The following is a 21268-nucleotide window of genomic DNA, read 5'->3' as shown; positions in this document are numbered from 1 at the left end:
ATTATGGCTTCGTCTTTTGTAGTTTTGCATTCCCTTTTCATCCTAGAAAATAAGGTCCCTTTTACAAATGAACTATTGGACCGAAAGTACAGTCTCCAACTCAGGGATATATTCCTTGACCATATTGTTGTCTTCCCACAGTCCTCTAGTCCCAGCTGGGGCTTGACCTTCGGAAACGACTAAGTACGGTTTGATGGTTACGGTACTCGGTATAGTCTTGAAGGGTTCAAAATGAACATTATAAGATTCGCTTACGGGGTGAGCACCGACAGGCTTCAGTTGAACGCCACGTTCATCCACAATGTCAAATTGAAGAGCGATGACGCCCCCGTTAGCACCCTTATATTTCGAAGGGATAGAAGCGAGCATTTCTTCTACGCTCTGGCCCGGTTTGGTTTTGTACTCAATGGATACCTGCGTTGTGATTGGGGTGATTTCTACCTTACTGATCTGCAAGTTAATGTTATCGTGATGCTTGGTCTCCTCTGAAGTTAGGGCGGTAACAGGCGTTGATGTGGTAACAGGCAGAACGAATTCGAACGGGACATCGTAACCCTTTAACGTTATATTTACAGTCAAGTCAAACTGATCAGGGAACTGGACAGTCTGTGTTGTTGTGCTCGGCTCATAATAAGTGTTCAAAACCTGAACCATTATGCTGGAAGCAGTCTCACCATCCATGTGTTCGTAACTCCAGAGCAGAGGTTGGCCTTTATAGAGAACCTCAAACTTATCCACCGCCCCTTTATTGGCATCGGAAGGCGGCGAATTGGGCTCCGAAGCCAGACGGTTTCCAGGAGTGGTTAGGTTCATAAGAATTCGGGTTCCGTCAAATAACAATGTTGGGATATTCATCGTCACATCGCCATGGGTCACGCTTTGGTTTACGTTTGTGATGAAATCCTCGGCTTGTTGAACACCGGGATCTAAGTTTTTTTCGCCCCATAATGAATAGATTTGTCCCAGAACCGGAATTTGCTTGAGTGCATCAGCCATTGCGGGCGATACAAAGCCGGAAGCAAGGAGTGTAACTCCCAGGATTGCAGCGGCTGCAGTGGAAACCCACCATTTATTAAAAGTTCTTGATACATCTATCTTTCTCTGAATGGGGGAAATAGAATTATCGGTCTCCCTGATGATTTGGTAAGTCTCATTCAGCTTGGAGCGGGCAATATCCGATAACTGATCGGGAAGTAAGCTTTGGCAGTTCTTTAATTGTTCTTCTAACTTAGTGTTTACCATGTCGCAACTCCATTTCTTGATTGAATTGAGATGAATGCTTTAGCTTTTTGCGGGCGCGATGCAGCCGGGTCTTCACGGCAACCGTAGAAATTTCGAGAATGTCGGAAATTTGACGGATCGGCATGTCCTGTAGGTAATGAAGGTGAATGACAATCTGGAGGTTCTCCTCAAGATGTTGAACGGCATCCCATAATTCGATTTTCTCATAATCCTTGGAAGTGGAAGGGACTTCGGGAAGCTCTCCATAAGGGAGGGCTCTTGCGTTGTTTTTGAGCATTTTATTGCATTCATTAATCAGAATTCGGAAGATCCACGTTTTGAAAAAAGCGGGCTCTCTGAGTGTATGGATGTTCTTAAAGGCTTTTAGCATCGTCTCCTGCAGGGCATCTGCACAATCTTCTTCTTTGTTGACGATGGACCTTGCAGTTCTGTATAAAGGTAACTCTATCTCCTGCATCAACTTCACGAATGCTTCAGGGTCCCCAGCTTTGGCTTTGACGACAATAGGATCTATATGCAAAGATTTACCTGCTTTCTTGACTAGAAGTCTTAGGATGTTCGTAACGTTACTTAAATATTAGATCGGGTAGATAGCTAGAAGGTTACCACAAACATGATTCCATTCTCCGCATCTCGCAAAGGATGAAGATTACTTTTGCTGTCTGTAGCTAGTAGCAGGGTATCCTTCGCATAATGGGAAGGCATTTCACGGTGCTCTTCCGAACGATTAATGTGTAACTGAGCTAGCAAGGTGAGAAATTGGTTTTTTTCACAAAAAAATCGCCGTTCAAATTCCCTGTCAGGAATCGGACGACGATTTTTCATAAGCTAGTCAGTCAGTCAATCAATCAATAATATAAATGACCCATTCCCCTTGATCGTTTGGCCGAATAGCGTATAGCATTTTTACATTTTCAACGGTCTTTGCTGCCATATCCAAGCGTTGTCCGATTACCGTTATATTCACCTGATGTTCGTTGGGTAACATGAAATCGATGCTTTCGATGTCTGTGAATTTGTACTGATAATGTTCGTCATAATAAGGCTCCATAGCATCTGCTAGTTTTTTGTTTACGAACCCGGATTGATAAAGTGTGTGGTCATGCTCAACCAAAGCAGTTAGGTTTTTTTCCAGCACATCAAGTGCGGGAAGATCATTTTCTGTCAATTGATCTGAATATGATTTCAGATTTATCGACAATTCTGCTTTAAAGCTGGCTTCATTTGGCTGCTTAGGTTCTGAGTTTTGCGGCTTCTGCGTACTAATCGCTGAACTTTGGGTTGGCGTATTTGCTCCTATGCTCGGCTCCTCGATTGGTTTAACGTCCCCTCCACATGCTGCCAGAAAGATTAAAGACATCAACATGACCATTCTTGCAATAGTTTTTAACATCTAACCCCCACCTTTTTTTGAGGATATGTTAGTAAGTCGCGAGAAGATATGGAGAAATTTTAAGGGCTGAATGAAGCCCGAAAAAGCGGATTAAACCGCTAGATTAAATCGCTAGTTTTTGTGGATCATCTACAGAGTAACGTCCGCTTACCGCAAGCATGATTGTAGAAATAATGACGAGTATGAAACAGAGCACAAATGAATACCGGTACCCAACAACACTAGCTAATAACCCGCCAACAAGACTGCCAATCAGTCTGCCGATCGTGGATGAATTAGAGTAGAGCGTGGATGCATACCCAGGCATGTTTGGAAGCAGATCCTGAATGTAGCTAATGCCAATCGCTGAAATAACGGCAACAAAAAAGGCAAGCAAAATTTGGGCTGCAAGCATTTGCCACATCGCGCCTGAAGTAATGACAACGAGATAATAAGCTCCTCCGAAAATGGCTCCACACATCATCAGGATTCTGTTACTGTATTTCGCACTGAGCAGTCCCAGCATGATCATAAATGGAATTTCCAGCGCAGCACAAATACTGCTGACTAAACCGACATCGCTTGTTGTTCCCCCTAGATTGTTGGTAATAAAGAGGGCAGTATTGATGCTACTCGTCCAGTGGGCTACATACATGAGTATCATAATCAGAAAAGGAAGCAGGACATTACGGTTCTGACCCAACCGGAAACTTTTTACTTTTACTTCTGCAGTACTGCTTTTCACTTCTGTATTTGATTTCAGGAATAGTGAAATAAGTAAGGCAACAAGCAGGAATACCCCGATGGTGCCCGAGAAAATCCCCTTAAATCCAACAGCAGCGATTAGCAGAGTACCGATTAAAGGACCTGTAATAAAGCCGAGAGAGAAAGCAGAACGCAAGGTAGAATTTGCAAACGCAGTATCCGTAAAATCGCTCTTATTCACTGCTTCTCTAGCTATGGCGAACAATTGAGGCATCCCTGGTGCACCGAGTGCGGTGAACACAATCATGTAAATGAATAAGATCGTAAAATCCCCAATGAGCAAGTATCCGCTATAAGCAAGGGCATTACAGAGCGTGGAGACAAGGTAAATGTTTCTTCGATTTAAGCCAAGGTCAGAGCGTCTCCCGATTAGTGTACTGATCCATATTCCGGCAATTAACGTGGTGGCCAGAAAAACACCAAACAGCCCGACAGATACTCCAAGCTGTTCCGTAAAATAAATGGATAAAAAGGGTGCGCTGAGTGAAATCCCCATCCCTTGCAGTAACATGCATAAAAAGAGTAAGCCATAAGAGGGAATCGAAAATAGTGCAGTTAGTCGTTTGAACATGTTGTGAAAGTACTCCTCTATATTTGTTTAGATATTTCATAAAAAAAAGCCGTTGAAATTGATTCCAACGGCTTTTTGTATGCTTGTTTTTTTCAAGACCTTATTCAACATCATAATTGATCGGAAAGAATAAGTCTATACTTTCGGCTGGATTTTATTTACTATTGTGAAGCCGGCAAAACCTAATAAATGGAGTGTTGTTAATGGACGTTACTTGTCATCTCGATAAGGCTGACTTACAGGATTATATTAGTAGGGTTTTTGGCAGCAGTTATTTCGTTGCTCGTGTTTCGCGCATGCATGGCGGCGCACAAAAGGTGGTCTACAAGATTGAGTGCAGTAATGGATTTTCCTGCGTTTTGTATGTGTGGGATCTTTCGATGAATTATTTTAAAGAAGAAAAAGCAAATGAAGATATAAATGAACAATCCTATGGAAGTCATTTATTCGAATTAAATAACAGGTACTTAACACAACATGGAATTCAGACCCCTGCTCTTTATGATCTGAATAAGGCAAGAGATCGTTACTCTTTCGATTATGCTCTGGTTGAATATATAGATGGAAGAATGGCAGAAACCTATTTTCATCATCCCGATTCACGTGTTCAAGATAAAGTTTTTCAGCGTGTGTGGGAAATGCTTACTGCTATGCATACCAACGAGAGGCATGTTTTTGGGAAAGCAAATGCTAACGAGAGCAGCATGAGCGAATGTCATTTATTACAAATGGAAAATGCGAAAGTGCAGCTAGCCTATGCCTCCCAACATATTGAGAAGATCAGGTCTAATCAAAGCAAACTGCTCGATAAGTTGTACGAGCTTGAATCAAAAATTCAACCCAGACAGCAATATGGGTTTATTCACGGGGAACTGGGACCTGACCATGTTATGGTTAATGATAAACTGGAGCCCTTTCTGATAGATATTGAAGGGGCAATGTACTATGACATTGAGCATGAACATAGTTTTTTACAGATGAGATTTGGGGATTTCTATCGGTACTTAAAGAACGATGCTCTGGATCATGATAGGCTGTTATTTTATCAATTCCACCATCATGTCTCCTTAACTTCAGGTGGATTAAAGCTGCTGCATAGAGGATTTCCTGACCAACGATTCGCCCAAGGCCTAGCTGATTATCAATCGGAACGCGCGCTGAGGTTTATCGAAGGATGAACTAAACAAGGCGTTTGGATTGATAACCTACTGCCATGTCCTCGAAAGTAACCTATTAGCCTTCTTCACCCTTTAGGGTGGGGGAGGTTTTTTCGTTATACAACTACAAGGCATAATAAAAGACCGCATCCACTGGAATTGCTTCCGGATCTGGCGGTCTGATGTCTTCGTTATGAATCAATCTTTATCTGAAAGGGTTAGTTAATGAAATTTAACGGTCTTGATTCGAGCCTCTTCTTCATAGCTAAGTGGTTTCGGAGATTGCGGAGTGTGCAGATGACGCTCCACGGAGTACTCCATTTTCCGGTAGTCCTCATTACCTGTATTCAATGTTGGATTCCAGTTTTCTGTCACCCAATTTTTAAGTTCCTTAAGTCCTGCTAGCATTTCCTCCAGCCTCCTTTGGCGAAGAAACAAAATAGATTTTGTAGTTCTTTGTTTACGCTTTCATTATAATCCTAAACTCCATTTTTTAAAAGGTGTGTCCGTCTGAAAAACACAGATTATTCAGTGAACATTGTGTGTTATTTAGGTTTTGTGCTTCATCTGGAGAGAAGTGTCTCCCTGTAGGAGACATTTTTAGTGAAGCTGAAAGGATACTCATTAGTACCCCTTTTTTATATTATTTTACATCCGTATATCCAACAAATACTGCCCGGAAGAAATAAATTTAGGGTGGAATATTTGCAGGATTATTTTCTAATGAATATGGAAAAATAAATGATTATTAGCTGCGAGTTATACTGAGAACCATTATTTTGTTAATCATAAATGAGATTGGTGGAAATAAATTTTATTTTTCTAAAAATAGAGAAAATAATTTACAAAACCAAAATATAATGATATTTTGTTTATGTAGAAAAGAAACCGCTCACAACTTAAGGGGGATTAACAATGACACTCACAAAGTTCCACGGAATTATACCTGCCTTTTATGCCTGCTATGACGATCAAGGAAACATTTCGGAATCCCGGACGCATGCTTTATGTGATTACTTATTTGAAAAAGGAGTTCAAGGTGTATATGTGGGAGGCAGCTCAGGAGAATGTATTTACCAGAGTCTCGACGAACGCAAAGCGGTACTAAGCTACGTAGCTAGTAACCTGAAAGGTAAAATGACACTGATTGCCCACGTGGGTGCCCCTTCCACTAGAGATAGTATTGAGTTAGCGAAACATGCTGCAACCTTAGGGTATGATGCATTATCCGCAATCCCGCCTATATATTTCAAATTACCTGATAGTGCAGTCTATAAATATTGGAGCGAGATTATGGAGGCAACCCCTCTTAGCTTCATTATCTACAACATTCCTCAGACTACTGGATATACACTGACTCCTTCCCTATTTGAGAAGCTGCTTGCGAACAAAAAGGTGATTGGTGTGAAGAACTCCTCCATGCCGACTATGGATATTGAAAGATTCAAAAGAGTGGGTGGAAAAGATGTAGTGGTATTTAATGGACCAGATGAACAATATGTTGCGGGAAGAATCATGGGAGCGGATGCGGGAATCGGTGGAACCTATGCGGTTATGCCTGAGCTGTTCCTCCAAGCAAATGAATTTGTTAAGGCTGGTAAGTTCGAAGAAGCTGGACAAATCCAAAGCGATATCAACGATATTATCATCGCCCTTTGTTCACTCAAAGGTGCCATGTATGCCGGAATAAAAGAGATTCTAAAATTAAGAGGCGTAAACATTGGCAGCGTAAGAGCACCGCTTGAGGCAGTAGCCGCTGAGGATGCTAGTCCGATCGCAGACATTATGAAATTGATTGATCAAGCTATTGAAAGATATTGCGGTTAGGATAATGAAGAAATCCATCGTATGCTTTGGCGATTCTAATACTTGGGGCTACGACGCAGAGACAGACCGCAGATTTAAGGATGATATTCGTTGGACGGGAATTCTTCATACAGAATTGGGTGACGCCTACCGAATGATCGAAGAAGGGCTTCCCGGCAGAACAAGTGTCAGTGAGGACCCTCTATTTGAAGGACTTTCTGGAATCTCCTATATTTATCCCTGCCTGATGTCACATTCGCCATTAGACTTGGTTGTGATCATGCTTGGGACCAATGATACAAAAGAAAGGTTTGGACTAACTTCTTATAACATCGCACAAGGTATTGTTAGGTTGGCTCTTAAAGCTAAAGGTAGCGGTGCTGGACCCGAGGGGAAGGCTCCAGAGGTTCTAGTAATCGCGCCCCCTCCGATTGGAGCAGAGTATATTCATACCCCTATTGGCAAACCGATGGGTAGCGGATGTAGTGAGAAGTCTATGGAGCTCGCTGAGCATCTTGCAGCGTTACTAACGGAAACTGGCATCCACTTTATAGACTCCAGAGATCATGTATCGATGAATGAAATTGATTATATGCATCTTGATCCGCAAGGACATCGCAGCATGGCCGATTTAGTGCAATACCATGCCAGACGGATTTTAAATTAAGGGTTCTATGCTTTCGAAGCAAGTTTTGTACGAAGTGATTCAAAGAAGATAATGCTTACAAAACTTTAAGCATATGCTTTCGAAGCAAGTTTTGTACGAAGCGATTCAGAGAAGATAATGCTCACAAAACTTTTAGGGAGGTTTATAAATGAAGAAAAAACGTTTACTCTCGACAATGGTTGCGCTAATGGTGATTATTTCTTTAATTTCAGGTTGCTCAGGTAACAATGCTGCTAGCTCTAATACATCCGATAATTCTTCTGCATCTGGGAAGGAAAAAGTGGGGATCAGAGTATGGCTGACTCCACAGTGGAAGGGTGTTGTGGATGCCACGGAGGCAGGCGCGGACTATGATAGCTTCCTAAAGCACGCCGCTGAGAAATTCAAAGCACAATATGATAAATATGATGCGGATATTCAAATAGAGGTCATTGCTGGAGATCAGCGCGATCAATTGCTTAACGTTAACTTAAGCGGAGGAACACCTCCAGATGTGTTCTTTGAGAGTGTATTCCCGATGGGGGATTACGTTCACCGTGGAGCATTGGTTCCTTTGACCGACATCATTGATGAAGACGCGAAGAGCGATATTGCTCAAAACTACTGGGACGCTGTAACGTTCGGAGAAGATATTTATTTCTATCCATTCCAGCACAACCCAGGCACCTTGGTTTACAACGCGGACATGTTTAAAGCAGCAGGCTTAGAAAAGTTTGTGGGTGAAGAATCCGAAATCAAAACTTGGAACTTGGATGAATATCAACAAATTCTTGAGGGTCTGAAAAACAATCTGCCGAAGGATAAGTATTCGAATGCATATCCAATGGCATTATTCGCTGTAAATAATCAGGGCGATACATGGAACCTTGCCTATATGAGAATGTTCGGCAATAAGTTCTTTGATGATCAAGGCAACATTGTCCTGAACGATGAGAACGGAGTTAAAGCTGCAACTTGGCTGAAAAACCTATATGACGGCGGATATACAAATCCAGGAGCAGAATCTGTTTCTTCTAATGATGCCAATGCTATGTTCCAAAATCAGCAATTAGCGATCAGTTTCACTAACCCGATTCTGTTTAATGGTACGAAAGCTAATATGGCGGATGGTACGGCAGCGAAATTTGATATGAGACTTGCTAATATTCCGTCGGAAAGCGGCGATCCTCTATCCTTTACTTATGTAGTAGGCGTTAGTGTATTCAAGTCCAAAGATGCTAAGAAGACTGAAGTAGCTAAAGATTTCGTGAAGTTCTTCTCAAGCGATCCTGAGTTAGTTAAATCCTCTAAGAATGGTATTCCTGTAAGAAGTTCTGTAGCCGAAGCACTTAAAGCGGAGAATCCACTGTTTGCAGCTTACGATGCCAACTCTAAATATTTGTTCAACTTCACAGGCAACGTTCCAGGATACAGCCAATTAAGAGAGGTCTTATATCCAGAGCTACAAGCACTTTACATGGGAGCTAAGAAACCGGAACAGTTTGTGCAAGATTATCAGGCAAGTGGCAACAAGGTGATTGAGACCAATAAAGCTGGCTCTGTAATTTTCCAATAATCTAAGACCAGATAAACAATACACGATTGACAGCCTTTAGGGTCTGAAGAGACTCTGGGGCTGTTAATTAGAAAGGTAAACGATATGAAACTACGTAGTAATTACCTAAAAGAGAATATTACAGGTTATCTGTTTATTTTACCTCAGATGATAGTATTCTTAGCCTTTCTTGTCTATCCGATCTTAGAAGGGATGCGGCTGAGTCTATACCAGATTAATTATGACAGTGAGAAATTTGTGGGTTTTGCCAATTACACCACATTGTTTAATGATCCGGTATTTTTTAAGGCTACCATCAACACCGTTGTGTTCGTAATATTTATCGTTCTACTTACAGTGGGGTTTGCATTGTTCGTAGCCTCTGCGGTATTTGATAAAAATGCTAAGTACGTTTCCTTTATTAGAGGAAGTTATTATATCCCGGTAATGGTGTCCATGGTGGTTATGAGTATGGTCTGGAGCTTTTTGCTGAATCCGGCTAACGGACTTATCTCTTATCTATATAAAGATATGGGGCTAGGGACGATTAATCTGCTGGGAAATCCAAAGACGGTTCTGCCAGTCGTGATATTTGTAACCTTCGCAACTAACGTTGGCCAGGCAATTATTCTGTATATAGCTGCGATGATTGGTGTCTCGAAAGAGCTTTTTGAAGCAGCCGAAATCGACGGTGCTAGCAGATGGCAAGTGATATCAAAGATCCTGATTCCTTCGGTAGGACCTACAACAACTTATATTACGATTATCAATATTATTGCCGTATTAAAAATCTTTGTAGTCATTCAGTTACTGACCGGTGGCGGACCGAACAATTCCTCCGTAACACTGATGTACTACCTTTATAATAATGCCTTTAAATATAACCAACTCGGCGTAGCTTCTGCGGTAGGGGTTATCATGTTCGTGATTACATTGATATTGTCTGTGCCACAGCTACGAAGCATGATTAAGGTGAAGTGAGGGGGAATACAACATGTCGAAGATTAAAAACAAGAAAAAGAGAGAGAAGTTTGATGTGATATCGAATGTGATCATTATCCTCTTCGCACTCCTTAATCTTTTTCCACTATATTGGTTATTCACAAGTTCACTCAAGAACAGCTCGGATGTTGTGAAGATGCCTCCAGACTGGTGGCCCAAATCGATTACATTCTCCAACTATGTGGATGTATTTCAGAACCAGCCGGCTTTAAGATGGACGTTTAATAGTATTTATGTATCAGGTGTTTCTACTATTTTGGTTATTGTTGTAGGCTCTATGGCCGCCTATGCATTCTCAAAGATTAATTTTAAAGGTAAAAATATAATCTTCATTATCTTTATATCAAGCTTGATGATTCCTAAAGAAATTATGATTGTACCCTTATTCCGGATCACCCAACAATTTGGAATGGTAAATAGTTATAACGGTATGATTTGGCCGAACGTGGCGGGTGCATTTGGAGTGTTCCTATTAAAGGGATTCTTTGATTTAACCCCTAATGCCTTAAGAGAAGCCGGGAGAATAGATGGTGCAAATGAATGGAGAATCTTCACACGCATCATGCTGCCTATTGTCAAACCTGGTATTGGAGCCTTATTTATTCTGAATTTCGTGCAAGTCTGGAATGATTACTTGTGGCAGCTGGTTATAGGCCAAGAGAACAAAATGAAAACATTAATGGTTGGTACTGCGACCTTAATGCAGGATTTGAATCCTAATTTCGCTTATAAAATGGCCGGAGCTACCATCGCTGCAATTCCGATGTTGCTAGTGTTCATGTTATTCCAACGGTTCTTCACCAATGGGATTACGGCAGGAGCAGTTAAAGAATAAATAAAAATGTGGAGTGGGTTACTGATGAATACTGAAAATAATGTACTTAAAAAAATAAAACATAAATTAGTCGTCTCCAGTCAAGCCTTACCAGAAGAACCGCTGCATAGCCCGTTTATTATGGGGAGAATGGCTTATGCTGCTTACTTAGGCGGGGCTTCTGGAATTCGGGCAAACAGCGTAGCGGATATTCAAGAAATCAAAAAGCAAGTGGATCTGCCGATCATTGGGATAATCAAAAAGGTGTATGAAGGCTCTGAAGTCTTTATTACACCCACTCAAAAGGAAGTCGATGAGCTGTACCGCGAAGGGGTAGATATCATTGCTATGGATGCTACAGACCGTATTCGCCCGGATGGATCTACCATTTCTGAACTTTTTCCACTTTTAAAAGAGACTTACAAAGATCAACTGTTTATGGCGGATTGTTCTACATTTGCGGAAGCTGCGAAGGCTGTTGAGCTGGGATTTGATCTGATTGGAACTACCTTGAGCGGTTATACAGAGGCTACTAAAGGGCGCAACTTGCCAGATTTTGAATTGGTTCAACAAATCGTCAACAACTTCTCTGTTCCCGTTATAGCTGAAGGTGGGGTTTCCACTCCTGAAGAATTAAAGACCATGTTTGATTTAGGTGTGTATTCAGCAGTGGTTGGCTCTGCGATCACGAGACCGATGGAGATTACGAAACGGTTTGTGAACGCTATTCAGTAGAACGCCAGAGAGGGTAGATGGAAATGAGGATTGTAGCCGTAGATATTGGCGGTACCAATACCAAGATGTGTATATGCGATAAACAGGGGAATGTACATGACTTCAAGGAGTATGCAACAGAAAGCTACTTGGGGGGACCTCATGTAATCTCAAGAATGCTGGAAAAGATCGCAGAATACGATCATTTTGATGCCATTGCCATAAGCACCGCGGGCCAAGTTAATGCAGAAGAAGGATTTATTGTCTATGCTAACGAAAATATACCTAGATATACTGGAATGAAAATTAAGGATATTGTCACCCATCATTTTCATAAACCTGTTATGGTAGAGAACGATGTGAATTCAGCTGCATTAGGCGAAGCTTATTATGGAGCTGCTCAGAGCTTTAACAATTTCTTATGTCTAACCTTTGGCACAGGCATTGGCGGTGCAATCGTCATTAATCGCCAAATCTACAAAGGGGCTAATGGGGTAGCGGCTGAATTTGGCCATATCTTTACTCACCCATTGTCGGCCACATCCGGAGTAGAAGGACTGCCGTATTATGAGAAATACGCTTCAACTACAGCTTTAGTGAAGCGAGCTCAGCTGGCAGATCCCGAATGCACGGATGGAAAAGCCTTATTTGATAAAATACAGAGCGGAAATGAGCAGCTTGAACGTATTTTAGATCTATGGATTACTGAAGTGGCTGTTGGTTTAGCTTCTATCACTCATATCTTCAATCCATCCGCGATTATTATTGGTGGCGGCGTAATGGAACAAGAAGATTTGGTTCGAAGGGTAGAAGAACGAACGAAGTCTTTGCTTATGGAAAGCTTTGCGGGAGTGAGAATTGTTAAAGCCTCATTAGGGAATAAGGCAGGTCTGCTGGGAGCTTCCTCCTTATTCGTACATTAATTTATTGAAAAGGAGGGGCTTTTTTGCGGACAATCAGTATTTTTTCTTCAATTCATTCTAAATACAATAATTTGACGAATACGGAGAAGAAGGTAGCGGACTACGTACTGGAGAACACGAGAAGTGTAGTCTACATGTCGATTACTGATCTTGCAGATGCATGTGATGTTGGGGAGTCAAGTATATTTCGATTTTGCAAATCTTTAAGTTATAAAGGGTATCAAGAGTTCAAGATTGCATTGGCACATAGCATCACTGTGGAGAATGAGATCCCGCAGCTTACCGATCAAATTCTGATGGATGATACGATTGAAGCTGTTGCTTCTAAAGTGCTGACCACGAATGTAAGTGCACTCAACGAGACCTATAATTTAATTGATATACAGAAGATCAGTGAGGCTATTGAGTATTTGATTAATGCAGAACGTGTATTATTTTTCGGTGTGGGCTCTTCTCTAGTCACAGCTATGGAAGCCAAAATTAAATTTATGCGCATTACGAACAAAACGGAATGTTTAATGGATTCACATCTGCAGATGATGTCGGCAGCACTGATGTCTAACCGGGATGTCGCTGTTGTGATTTCTTATTCCGGCTCGACCAAGGATAGCATTGAGGTTGCGAGAAAAGCAAAGGAAAGAGGAGCCAAAGTAATATCCATTACCAGGTTTGAAAAGTCACCGTTAACCTCGTACTCCGATCTGACCCTGCTATGTGGTGCTAATGAAGGACCGCTGCAAGGGGGTTCATTATCTGCAAAGATATCGCAGCTCTATCTGCTTGATATTTTATATGTAGAATATTTCAAGAAGACTAGTGAGCAGTCCATAATCAATAAAGAAACTACAGCTTCAGCAGTCAGTGAGAAACTGGTTTAGTACATTAAGATGTGAGGGGAATGGGAAGTTATGATCTTAGGTTCTTTGTCATCTTGGGAAGAGCATATCAAGTATGAGAATCCTGTCATTGTTGTGGCTATCGAGGAATTGAAAGTAATCTTACAACATGATCCTGATCTTGGACGAATCGAAATTCGCGGGAACGAAATGTATGCTTCGATTATGGCTCTTGAGGCAAAATCGCTGGAGGAACAAGTCGCAGAGAAGCATGAGGCCTATATTGATGTGCATTATCTGATCGAAGGTGAAGAAACGATTGGCTGGGCAACCCTGCAAGAAGGGATCGAACCCATTAAGCCTTACGATGCCGAAGGAGAATATGCGCTTTATCCCCCATCAGCAGATGAGATATTGTTATCTTTGAAGCCTGGCATGTTCGCGGTCTTTTTCCCTCATGATGTTCACAGACCGGGTATGGGTCAACCGGGGCAGCAGATTAAAAAAGCTGTCATTAAAATCCACACAAATCTACTAACTCCATAACATTGAGATTGAGGCTGGTAGCGGAACCATTCCGCTGTCAGCTTTTTTTGCGTCGCTTCTATTTACTTATATCTAAATTTATAAATATACAAAATATAAAGATTGGTGGTAAACTTAACATGCCTAAAGCTTTTTTTGTAGAGCTTAAGGATTTTTTTGCATGCACATTTATGAGTGAGCAAAGAATATTACAGAGAATTACACTATAGAAAGAATAATGGAGGCAGGAGAGTTAAATGAAGAATAAAGGTCTAAAGAGAATGTTGTTGTTATCTATGATGGTTGTTGTCATCGCTGCACTTGCAGTCGGTTGTGGTTCGAAAAATAATACAAATACAGAATCGTCAGAGGGAGCTGCTCCAGAGGCTGCAAAAGAAGTTACCTCCTTGTCGCTAGGTTTATTGCCCTCGATTGATGCTATTCCTTTTATCATCGCACATGAACAAGGTTTCGATAAAAACCACGGTGTGGAGCTGGATATCCAAACATTTAAAAGCGCCAAAGATCGGGATGTAGCTTTTCAAGCAGGCAAGCTGGATGGTCTAAGCGCAGACCTGGTTGCGATCTCCATTTACAATGAGGCTGGACTGGATGTGAAGATCGCCAGTACAACTTTTGGAGAGTTTGATTTGCTGACTGGAAATGAATCCATCCAGGATGTGAAGGATTTGAAGGGTAAAACCGTGATTTTGTCCAAAAATACCTCCACACAATATACAGTGGCAATGATGCTGAAACAAGCGGGCCTGACCGAAGATGATATTACAGTCACAGAGGTTCCACAGATTCCGACCCGTTTAGAATTGCTTAAGAATAATAAGGCGGATGCGGCTATTTTGCCGGAACCTTTTGTAACTATGGGCAAAACCTCAGGGCTGCGTGTACTGAGCTCAACGCTAACTGCGGGAGTAAATCCGTTCGTTTTAGCTTTCCCGCAAACTGCAATTGATGCCAAAGCAGAGGCTATCCGCAGTATGTATACTGCATATGATGAAGCAGTAGCTTATATGAAATCCCATGAGCAATCCGAATATATCGATCTTGTAATCAAAGAAGTAGGATATCCGGAAACATTAAAAGATGAAATCAAGGTACCAGATTATGTACCAGCTTATCAAGTGGATGTGAAGGAAGTAGAGGCCGCATTTGCTTGGGCACGGGAAAAAGGTTTGCTCAGCAAAAATATCTCGGCTGAAGATGTGATTTCTGATGTCCAATTCAAGAAATAAAGGACTCGTTATAAAGGATCTGAAAGTAGAATATAAGAGCGGACAATTGGCCTTGGGTCAGGTAGATTTAACTTTGCCGGAGCACGGGATTTACACCATTATCGGACCCTCCGGCAGCGGAAAATCAACTTTATTACGGGCGATTGCGGGCTTGCTGCCTAGCTATCAGGGACACATTCTTTTTAATGAGAAATCTGTGCATGGGAAAGAAACGTTAATCGGGCTGGTGCCGCAGAACTACGGGCTTCTTCCTTGGAAGACTGTACATGATAATATTCAGATAGCGATGAAGATTACGCATACGGCAAGTTCATCCAAGCAAGAACGGGAGACGCAGATTAAGCAGTGGCTTTCGTCGATGGCGATCTCTGATTTAGCAGAACGTTATCCCTTATCCCTTAGTGGAGGCCAGCAGCAAAGAGTTGCGATTGCCAGAGCTTTTGCCATTTTGCCTACTATTCTGTTGCTGGACGAGCCATTCTCTGCACTCGATGCGATAACAAGGGAAACGCTGCAGGTCCTCTTTTTAGATAACTGGCTGGCTAACCCTACGACTACGTTATTTGTCACTCATGATGTGGAAGAAGCGATTCTGCTGGGGCAAAAGATTATTGTCATGCCTTCCAACAAAGAAACTACACCTGAAATTATTGATAATCAGTTGGTGTTTCATATGAAGCATGAGGATAAGCGGGACAGTGTAGATTTCTTTGAGCAGACTAAGCGGATTAGAAAGGTAATGCAGGAGATATGGTAAACAAACGTCGACTTCATCATCTAGTAAGGCTTCTATTTGTATTTGTCTGTATGAATGTAGTCTGGTATATCGCATTTTTACTTATGAATCATTCGATTTTGCCAAGTCCCTTTGCTGTATATAAAGCGATGTTTCAGTTAGGGGTGCAGGATATTGCTATAAATGTGGGGTATAGCTTGTTCAGAATTTTTGCGGGTGTGGTGCTGGCGTTAATTATTGGACTGCTCATAGGTCTTCTAATGGGACGTTCGTTGACCTGGAACAAACTGCTGGACCCTGTGGTTTACTTGACCTATCCGGTTCCCAAAATTGCCCTGCTTCCAGTAGTGATGCTGTTCTTCGGGCTTGGGGAAACGTCCAAAATCCTAATGATCATGCTGATTCTATTGTTTCAGATCATCATCTCTGTAAGGGATGGGGTTAAGGCTATTCCAGACAATACCTATGATGTCTTAACTAGTATAGGTGCCAGCGCTGTGCAGAAGTTCTGGCATGTGACACTGCCGGGTGCATTGTCAGTGATTTTGAGTACGATTCGTATTTCGCTAGGGACAGCGATATCTGTACTGTTTTTTACGGAGATTTATGGAACAGAGCACGGCATGGGCTTTTTCATCATGGATGCGTGGTTAAGATTAGATTATCCGGAGATGTATGCGGGAATTATGTTGTTCAGCTTGGTCGGTTTTATTCTCTTCTTGCTTGTTGATTTTCTTGATTACAAGTTTATGAAGTGGCGGAATTAAATTTAGTTGAGATATAACTATAGCTTTCCTTTGCCCGAGTTTAGGCAAAGGGGAGCTTTTTTTATATGATTTTTTGGTGAGAATAAAATTAATTTTAATTTCATTATTATTTGAATGGAAAAATAAAACAGTAAAATAAATGGAGGAAAAAATGAAAAATAAACTTACTTATTGCTGTAAACCCCCGTTTATTTTAGAGGAATATAAAGATGGTGAGATGAAAAGAGGGAATTTATTTTAAAAAAACTAATAAATCTCTTAATTTCTTGCAAATCTATTGGAAATTATATTCATAAAAGTATAAAAAGGTTTAGTTTAATTTATTTACAACCAGATTTTAGTATGGTATTTTATCAATGGAAACGGATTCATTTAGGTTTTACGGAATGATTTTAAGTTTTTGCGAATGGAAGGATTTATTCGCTTCATAAGAAAATGAAAATGCTAATAAAAAGTTGGGGGTAAATATCTTTGAATAAATATGGACGAAAACTATGGCTTACGGTGCTGATTTTCGTGATTGTAGTTGGCGGTCTGACGTATTATTGGGCTTCTAAGGGAGAAAACCCCGCGCCACTGTCTCAGTCTAAGGAATCTGCCGTAGAAGCAACGGGTGAAGCTGGAAAGCAAACTGTTCCACCGGCGACAGCAGCTAATACAAGTAGTGGACCCGCGTATACGTTGACCGTGGATACGGAAAATCCGGGAGCTAAGATAAGCCCGATGTTGTACGGAGCCTTTTTCGAAGAGATTAATCATGCGGGAGATGGAGGGCTATATGCAGAGCTGATTTCCAATCGTTCCTTTGAGGATAGTTCGGTCACATTGTTCAATTGGTGGATTGATGAAAAAGGAGGCAGTAAAGGGAAGCTTGCTCTGACCGGCACTAAGCTTTTGAACGAGGCTCAGACCCAGGCAATGGCTTTAACAGTATCATCTGCTGCCGAGGGCGGTTCGGTATCTGCTGTGAATAACGGTTACTGGGGGATCGCTTTGACGAAGGATGCCAGTTACAAGTTGTCTTTCTATGCGCGGCCAGAGCCAGGGAACATTATGCCACTGCGTATAACGTTAGAAAGCCCGGATGGCAAAGAGCTATATGCAGAACAGACCGTTGATAAGTTAAAAGAAGGATGGAACCCATATACATACACACTGACTTCTACAGGTACTGTAGCAAACGCACGAATTGTAATCTCTGCTGCAAATGTAGGTACTGTTTATCTCGATATGGTGTCTTTGTTTCCTGAGACTTGGAACAACAGGGAGAATGGACTTCGCATCGATTTGGCTGAAAAGGTAGCTGCGATGAAACCCGCATTCGTTCGTTTTCCGGGGGGATGTTTTGTGGAAGGGAAAACGCCAACTGATGCTTATCAATGGAAGAACACCATTGGTCCGATTGAAACGCGTCCCGGTCATAAGGGATATTGGGATTACCGCTCCTCAGATGGGCTGGGCTTCCACGAATATCTGCAATGGGCCGAAGATCTGAAAGCGGAACCATTATATGTAGCTTATATCGGGATTTCACATAACGGAGATCCTATAGCCAAGCAGAATACCGTTCCAGTCAGTGAAATTCAGCCGTGGATACAAGATGCGCTGGACGCCATTGAATATGCAAACGGACCGGTTACTAGCAAATGGGGGGCACAAAGAGCCGCCAATGGTCATCCGGAGCCTTTTAATATGAAATATGTAGAGATTGGTAACGAAAACAATTTCCAGATGAGTGAATATATTAAGCGTTATGGCCTGTTTTATAAGGCAATTAAAGAGCAGTATCCAGAGATTCATCTCATTGCCAATGCGGCAGTTGAAGGTGAGCCTATCGAAAGGGTTGATGAGCATTACTATGAAACCTCTGAATGGTTCCTCAGCAACTCGAACAGATACGATACTTATGACCGTAGTGGTCCTGAGATTTATGTTGGTGAGTATGCGGTGACCAAGGGTGCCGGAGAAGGCAATCTGAACGCTGCAATCGGCGAGGCCGCTTTTATGATGGGTATGGAACGGAATTCTGATATCGTGAAAATGTCCTCCTATGCTCCGTTGTTTGTGAATACGAAGGATCGTACTTGGAACCCGGATGCTATTGTGTTTGATTCATCGACTAGCTACGGAACACCTTCTTATCATGTGCAGCAGATGTTCGGAAGCAATAAGGGGGATGTAGTTCTTCCAACCTCACTTGTGGCTCTAGGTCAAGAAGAACCCCCCGGTAAGCAATCCATTCAAGGTGGAATTGGATTGGGGACTTGGGCCACGCAGGTAGAGTACAGTGATGTACGAGTAGCGAAAGGTGATGACGTTCTTTTTGAAGATCATTTCAAGAAGGATTCCGGAGCCTGGACTCTAAACAATGGGGACTGGGAACAATCCAAGGGTACTTTTAAGCAGACTTCTAATGATATTGATATTCGCGCAGTTGCCGGTGAGGCTTCATGGAGTGACTATACACTTTCTCTTAAGGCGAAAAAGACTGGCGGAGCAGAAGGCATGCTCATTATGTTCGGCTCTAAAGATGAAGGCAACTTCTATTGGTGGAATCTTGGCGGCTGGGGAAATACGCAGAGCGCGATTGAAAAATCAGTAGGTGGAACAAGAGCAGTCATCGGAAGAACGGTTCCTGTAAGGATTGAGACTGGTAAATTGTACGATATCCGCATTGAATTATCCGGTTCTAATATCCGGCTCTATCTCGACGGCAAGCTTATACAAGAGGTGAATGATGAAAGTCCGGCAGGGCCGCTGTTCCAAACTGCGAGCCGTGATCTTGCCACAGGTGAGCTGATCGTTAAAGTCGTTAATGCAGGTGACACTGCTCAGCGCACGGATGTTTCTTTTGCCGGACTTGCCACATCAAGCCTGGAAGGAACAGCTACCGTACTTCAGTCGGACGATTTAAATGCTGAGAATAGCTTCGCTGAACCTGACAAGGTGGCACCTGTAACTCAAAAGATAAGTGTAGACAAAGGTAGTCTGGAGTTTGAATTCCCGAAATATTCCGTGACCGTGTTAAGACTAAAGGAAGGGGGCAAATAGCTGGTCACGGAGGGAGTTCACTCCTTCACTATAAACAGGCATTTATTTGTTCAATTTAAGAGGGAGGTTAGGTTATGATTTCGCAAAGAAAAACGAGCAGTTTAGTCGTATGTATGTTAATGGTTTTTGTGCTTATTCTGTCAGCCTGTAGCAGCGCTGGAAGCTCAACGACGAATAAAAATGCAGCTAACAACGTAAAAACGAACACTGAAAAAACCAATAATGCTAGTGAGCCAACCAATGCAACAGCTACTGAGGGCACGGAAGCAACAGATCCTGCCAACGACCTGCCAAGCAAAGATATTCAAGGTGAGGTTACCGTTTGGGCCTTTAATGAAAAAGTGTTCGAGGAAGTCGGCGCTGCTTTTATGGCTGAATATCCTGGAATTAAGCTGAAGACGGTAGTTATGCCCTTTGGCGACCTGCATGACAAGCTGCAAACGACAATCGCCGCAGGTAGCGGGGCACCGGACGTAGCAGAAGTAGAAATGTACCAGTTGAATCGCTATATGGCGGGCAATGTGCTGGAGAATCTTTTGGAAGAGCCTTATAACGCTGGAAAATATAAAGATCTGGTTGTTCCATATAACTGGGAACGTTGGATGACACCGGACAGCTCACAGCTGCTTGGTATGCCTTGGGATATGACCCCGGGGGTTTATTACTACCGTGCAGACATTTTTGAAGAGCTTGGATTGCCAAGTGATCCTGCTGAGCTTGGCGAATACATGCAAGATGAAGAGAATCTCTTGAACTTGGCTCAAATTTTGAAAGCTAACGGTAAATATTTTATGGAGTGGAGCGATGGCCCGATCGTATGGGCAGGAGATGAAGTCGGTTACTTTGATAAGGATATGAACTGGACACGTAATACGGACAAAATGGTGAAGGTTCTCGATATTACAAAACGTGGACAACAGCTGGGCTGGGCACCACATATCGGTTATGGCTCAGACGAAGGTAAACAGCTAGTTCTAAAAGGTGATTTGGTTGGTGTCGTATCGGGTTCATTCGGAGCGCGCGGACTTCAAGAAACATTCCCTGAGCTTGCCGGAAAATGGAAGGTAACCCGTTTGCCAATAGGAATTAACGTGGGAATGGGCGGATCAAGCTTTGTTATCCCTTCGCAAAGCAAAAATAAAGAAGCGGCATGGGCTTACATTCAGTGGAGCATGAGAAGTGAAAATGCTTGGAAAATTTGGACAAAACATTCCATTCAGCCGGGTTACAAGGATATTTCCAGTCTTGATTGGTACGCAAACACTAAAAATGAATATCTGGGTGGGCAAGAGGAATTTAAACTATATGAACAATTAAGCAATGATATTCCTGTCAAACACCTTACACCAGTAGATAACAAGGGCTGGGAAATCTTTATAACGGCGATCGGTGATGCACTGGCTAAGAATACAGATTCCAAGACGGCTATTCAAAAAATTGGTGATGATGTCTTGAAGCAAGCTTCCAAAGAAATTGCTGCCTTTAAAAAGGCAATGGGAATGCAGCCGTAAGGAAATCTAATAACAGGAGGGGCAG

21 protein-coding genes are annotated in these 21268 nt (G+C 42.2%); 15 read left to right on the top strand and 6 right to left on the bottom strand.

What is annotated here, in order from left to right:
• Window positions 1-72 precede the first annotated feature (72 nt).
• The 5 genes from NSQ66_RS24770 to NSQ66_RS24750 form a co-directional block, all read right to left on the bottom strand.
• A complete protein-coding gene (locus NSQ66_RS24770) occupies window positions 73-1242 on the bottom strand; it encodes a DUF4179 domain-containing protein (RefSeq protein WP_076141527.1) in 1170 nt (389 codons plus the stop codon).
• Window positions 1229-1762 carry a sigma-70 family RNA polymerase sigma factor gene (locus NSQ66_RS24765; RefSeq protein ID WP_076141528.1) on the bottom strand — a complete coding sequence of 178 codons (534 nt, stop codon included), beginning with the start codon at window positions 1760-1762 and terminating at the stop codon, window positions 1229-1231. Before NSQ66_RS24765 ends, NSQ66_RS24770 begins: the two co-directional genes overlap by 14 nt.
• A 74-nt stretch (window positions 1763-1836) precedes the next feature.
• Window positions 1837-2067, bottom strand: a complete 231-nt coding sequence (locus tag NSQ66_RS24760; RefSeq protein ID WP_141118504.1) for a hypothetical protein — start codon at window positions 2065-2067, stop codon at window positions 1837-1839.
• Window positions 2068-2086: 19 nt separating this feature from the next.
• Window positions 2087-2635, bottom strand: coding sequence for a hypothetical protein (locus NSQ66_RS24755; protein WP_076141529.1), 549 nt, complete (start codon window positions 2633-2635; stop codon window positions 2087-2089).
• A gap of 103 nt (window positions 2636-2738) precedes the next feature.
• Window positions 2739-3950, bottom strand: a complete 1212-nt coding sequence (locus tag NSQ66_RS24750) for a sugar efflux transporter (protein ID WP_052097297.1) — start codon at window positions 3948-3950, stop codon at window positions 2739-2741.
• A gap of 248 nt (window positions 3951-4198) precedes the next feature.
• Between NSQ66_RS24750 and NSQ66_RS24745 the strand changes: the two genes are divergently transcribed.
• Window positions 4199-5128, top strand: a complete 930-nt coding sequence (locus NSQ66_RS24745; RefSeq protein ID WP_076141561.1) for a phosphotransferase — start codon at window positions 4199-4201, stop codon at window positions 5126-5128.
• Window positions 5129-5329: 201 nt separating this feature from the next.
• Here NSQ66_RS24745 and NSQ66_RS24740 read toward each other — a convergent pair whose 3' ends face one another.
• Complete coding sequence (locus NSQ66_RS24740) at window positions 5330-5515, bottom strand: hypothetical protein (protein ID WP_036679656.1); 186 nt, start codon at window positions 5513-5515, stop codon at window positions 5330-5332.
• A gap of 507 nt (window positions 5516-6022) precedes the next feature.
• Between NSQ66_RS24740 and NSQ66_RS24735 the strand changes: the two genes are divergently transcribed.
• The 14 genes from NSQ66_RS24735 to NSQ66_RS24670 all read left to right on the top strand — a co-directional run bounded on the left by NSQ66_RS24735 (window position 6023) and on the right by NSQ66_RS24670 (window position 21243).
• Window positions 6023-6934, top strand: coding sequence for a dihydrodipicolinate synthase family protein (locus NSQ66_RS24735; protein WP_076138083.1), 912 nt, complete (start codon window positions 6023-6025; stop codon window positions 6932-6934).
• A 4-nt stretch (window positions 6935-6938) separates the two neighbouring features.
• Window positions 6939-7580 (top strand): SGNH/GDSL hydrolase family protein, encoded by a 642-nt coding sequence (locus NSQ66_RS24730; RefSeq protein WP_076141562.1) that lies wholly within the window; start codon window positions 6939-6941, stop codon window positions 7578-7580.
• A gap of 148 nt (window positions 7581-7728) precedes the next feature.
• Window positions 7729-9135 carry an extracellular solute-binding protein gene (locus NSQ66_RS24725; protein ID WP_076141530.1) on the top strand — a complete coding sequence of 469 codons (1407 nt, stop codon included), beginning with the start codon at window positions 7729-7731 and terminating at the stop codon, window positions 9133-9135.
• Window positions 9136-9219: 84 nt separating this feature from the next.
• Complete coding sequence (locus NSQ66_RS24720; protein ID WP_036679648.1) at window positions 9220-10095, top strand: sugar ABC transporter permease; 876 nt, start codon at window positions 9220-9222, stop codon at window positions 10093-10095.
• Window positions 10096-10108: 13 nt separating this feature from the next.
• Window positions 10109-10951 (top strand): carbohydrate ABC transporter permease, encoded by an 843-nt coding sequence (locus NSQ66_RS24715; RefSeq protein ID WP_080742596.1) that lies wholly within the window; start codon window positions 10109-10111, stop codon window positions 10949-10951.
• A 24-nt stretch (window positions 10952-10975) separates the two neighbouring features.
• Window positions 10976-11665: an N-acetylmannosamine-6-phosphate 2-epimerase gene (locus NSQ66_RS24710; RefSeq protein WP_076141531.1), complete on the top strand. Its 690-nt coding sequence runs from the start codon at window positions 10976-10978 to the stop codon at window positions 11663-11665.
• A 23-nt stretch (window positions 11666-11688) separates the two neighbouring features.
• Window positions 11689-12567 carry an ROK family protein gene (locus NSQ66_RS24705; RefSeq protein ID WP_038573107.1) on the top strand — a complete coding sequence of 293 codons (879 nt, stop codon included), beginning with the start codon at window positions 11689-11691 and terminating at the stop codon, window positions 12565-12567.
• A gap of 23 nt (window positions 12568-12590) precedes the next feature.
• A complete protein-coding gene (locus tag NSQ66_RS24700; RefSeq protein ID WP_051491079.1) occupies window positions 12591-13445 on the top strand; it encodes a MurR/RpiR family transcriptional regulator in 855 nt (284 codons plus the stop codon).
• 30 nt (window positions 13446-13475) lie between these two features.
• The gene (locus NSQ66_RS24695; RefSeq protein ID WP_076141532.1) at window positions 13476-13949 is read left to right on the top strand and encodes a YhcH/YjgK/YiaL family protein; all 474 of its coding nucleotides are present in this window, start codon (window positions 13476-13478) and stop codon (window positions 13947-13949) included.
• Between the two features lie 236 nt (window positions 13950-14185).
• On the top strand, window positions 14186-15178 hold the full coding sequence (locus NSQ66_RS24690; RefSeq protein WP_141118505.1) for an ABC transporter substrate-binding protein: 993 nt from the start codon (window positions 14186-14188) through the stop codon (window positions 15176-15178).
• On the top strand, window positions 15159-15935 hold the full coding sequence (locus tag NSQ66_RS24685) for an ABC transporter ATP-binding protein (protein WP_076141533.1): 777 nt from the start codon (window positions 15159-15161) through the stop codon (window positions 15933-15935). Before NSQ66_RS24690 ends, NSQ66_RS24685 begins: the two co-directional genes overlap by 20 nt.
• Window positions 15929-16681 carry an ABC transporter permease gene (locus tag NSQ66_RS24680; RefSeq protein WP_081386626.1) on the top strand — a complete coding sequence of 251 codons (753 nt, stop codon included), beginning with the start codon at window positions 15929-15931 and terminating at the stop codon, window positions 16679-16681. Before NSQ66_RS24685 ends, NSQ66_RS24680 begins: the two co-directional genes overlap by 7 nt.
• A gap of 471 nt (window positions 16682-17152) precedes the next feature.
• Window positions 17153-19732 carry an alpha-L-arabinofuranosidase C-terminal domain-containing protein gene (locus tag NSQ66_RS24675; RefSeq protein ID WP_081390137.1) on the top strand — a complete coding sequence of 860 codons (2580 nt, stop codon included), beginning with the start codon at window positions 17153-17155 and terminating at the stop codon, window positions 19730-19732.
• 74 nt (window positions 19733-19806) lie between these two features.
• Window positions 19807-21243 (top strand): extracellular solute-binding protein, encoded by a 1437-nt coding sequence (locus tag NSQ66_RS24670; protein WP_036679632.1) that lies wholly within the window; start codon window positions 19807-19809, stop codon window positions 21241-21243.
• Window positions 21244-21268: the final 25 nt, after the last annotated feature.

This window comes from Paenibacillus sp. FSL H3-0329 (assembly GCF_037963285.1).
GTDB lineage: Bacteria > Bacillota > Bacilli > Paenibacillales > Paenibacillaceae > Paenibacillus_AQ > Paenibacillus_AQ odorifer.
The sequence above is the reverse complement of the archived record's forward strand: the minus strand, read 5'-3'. Positions and strand labels throughout refer to the sequence as shown.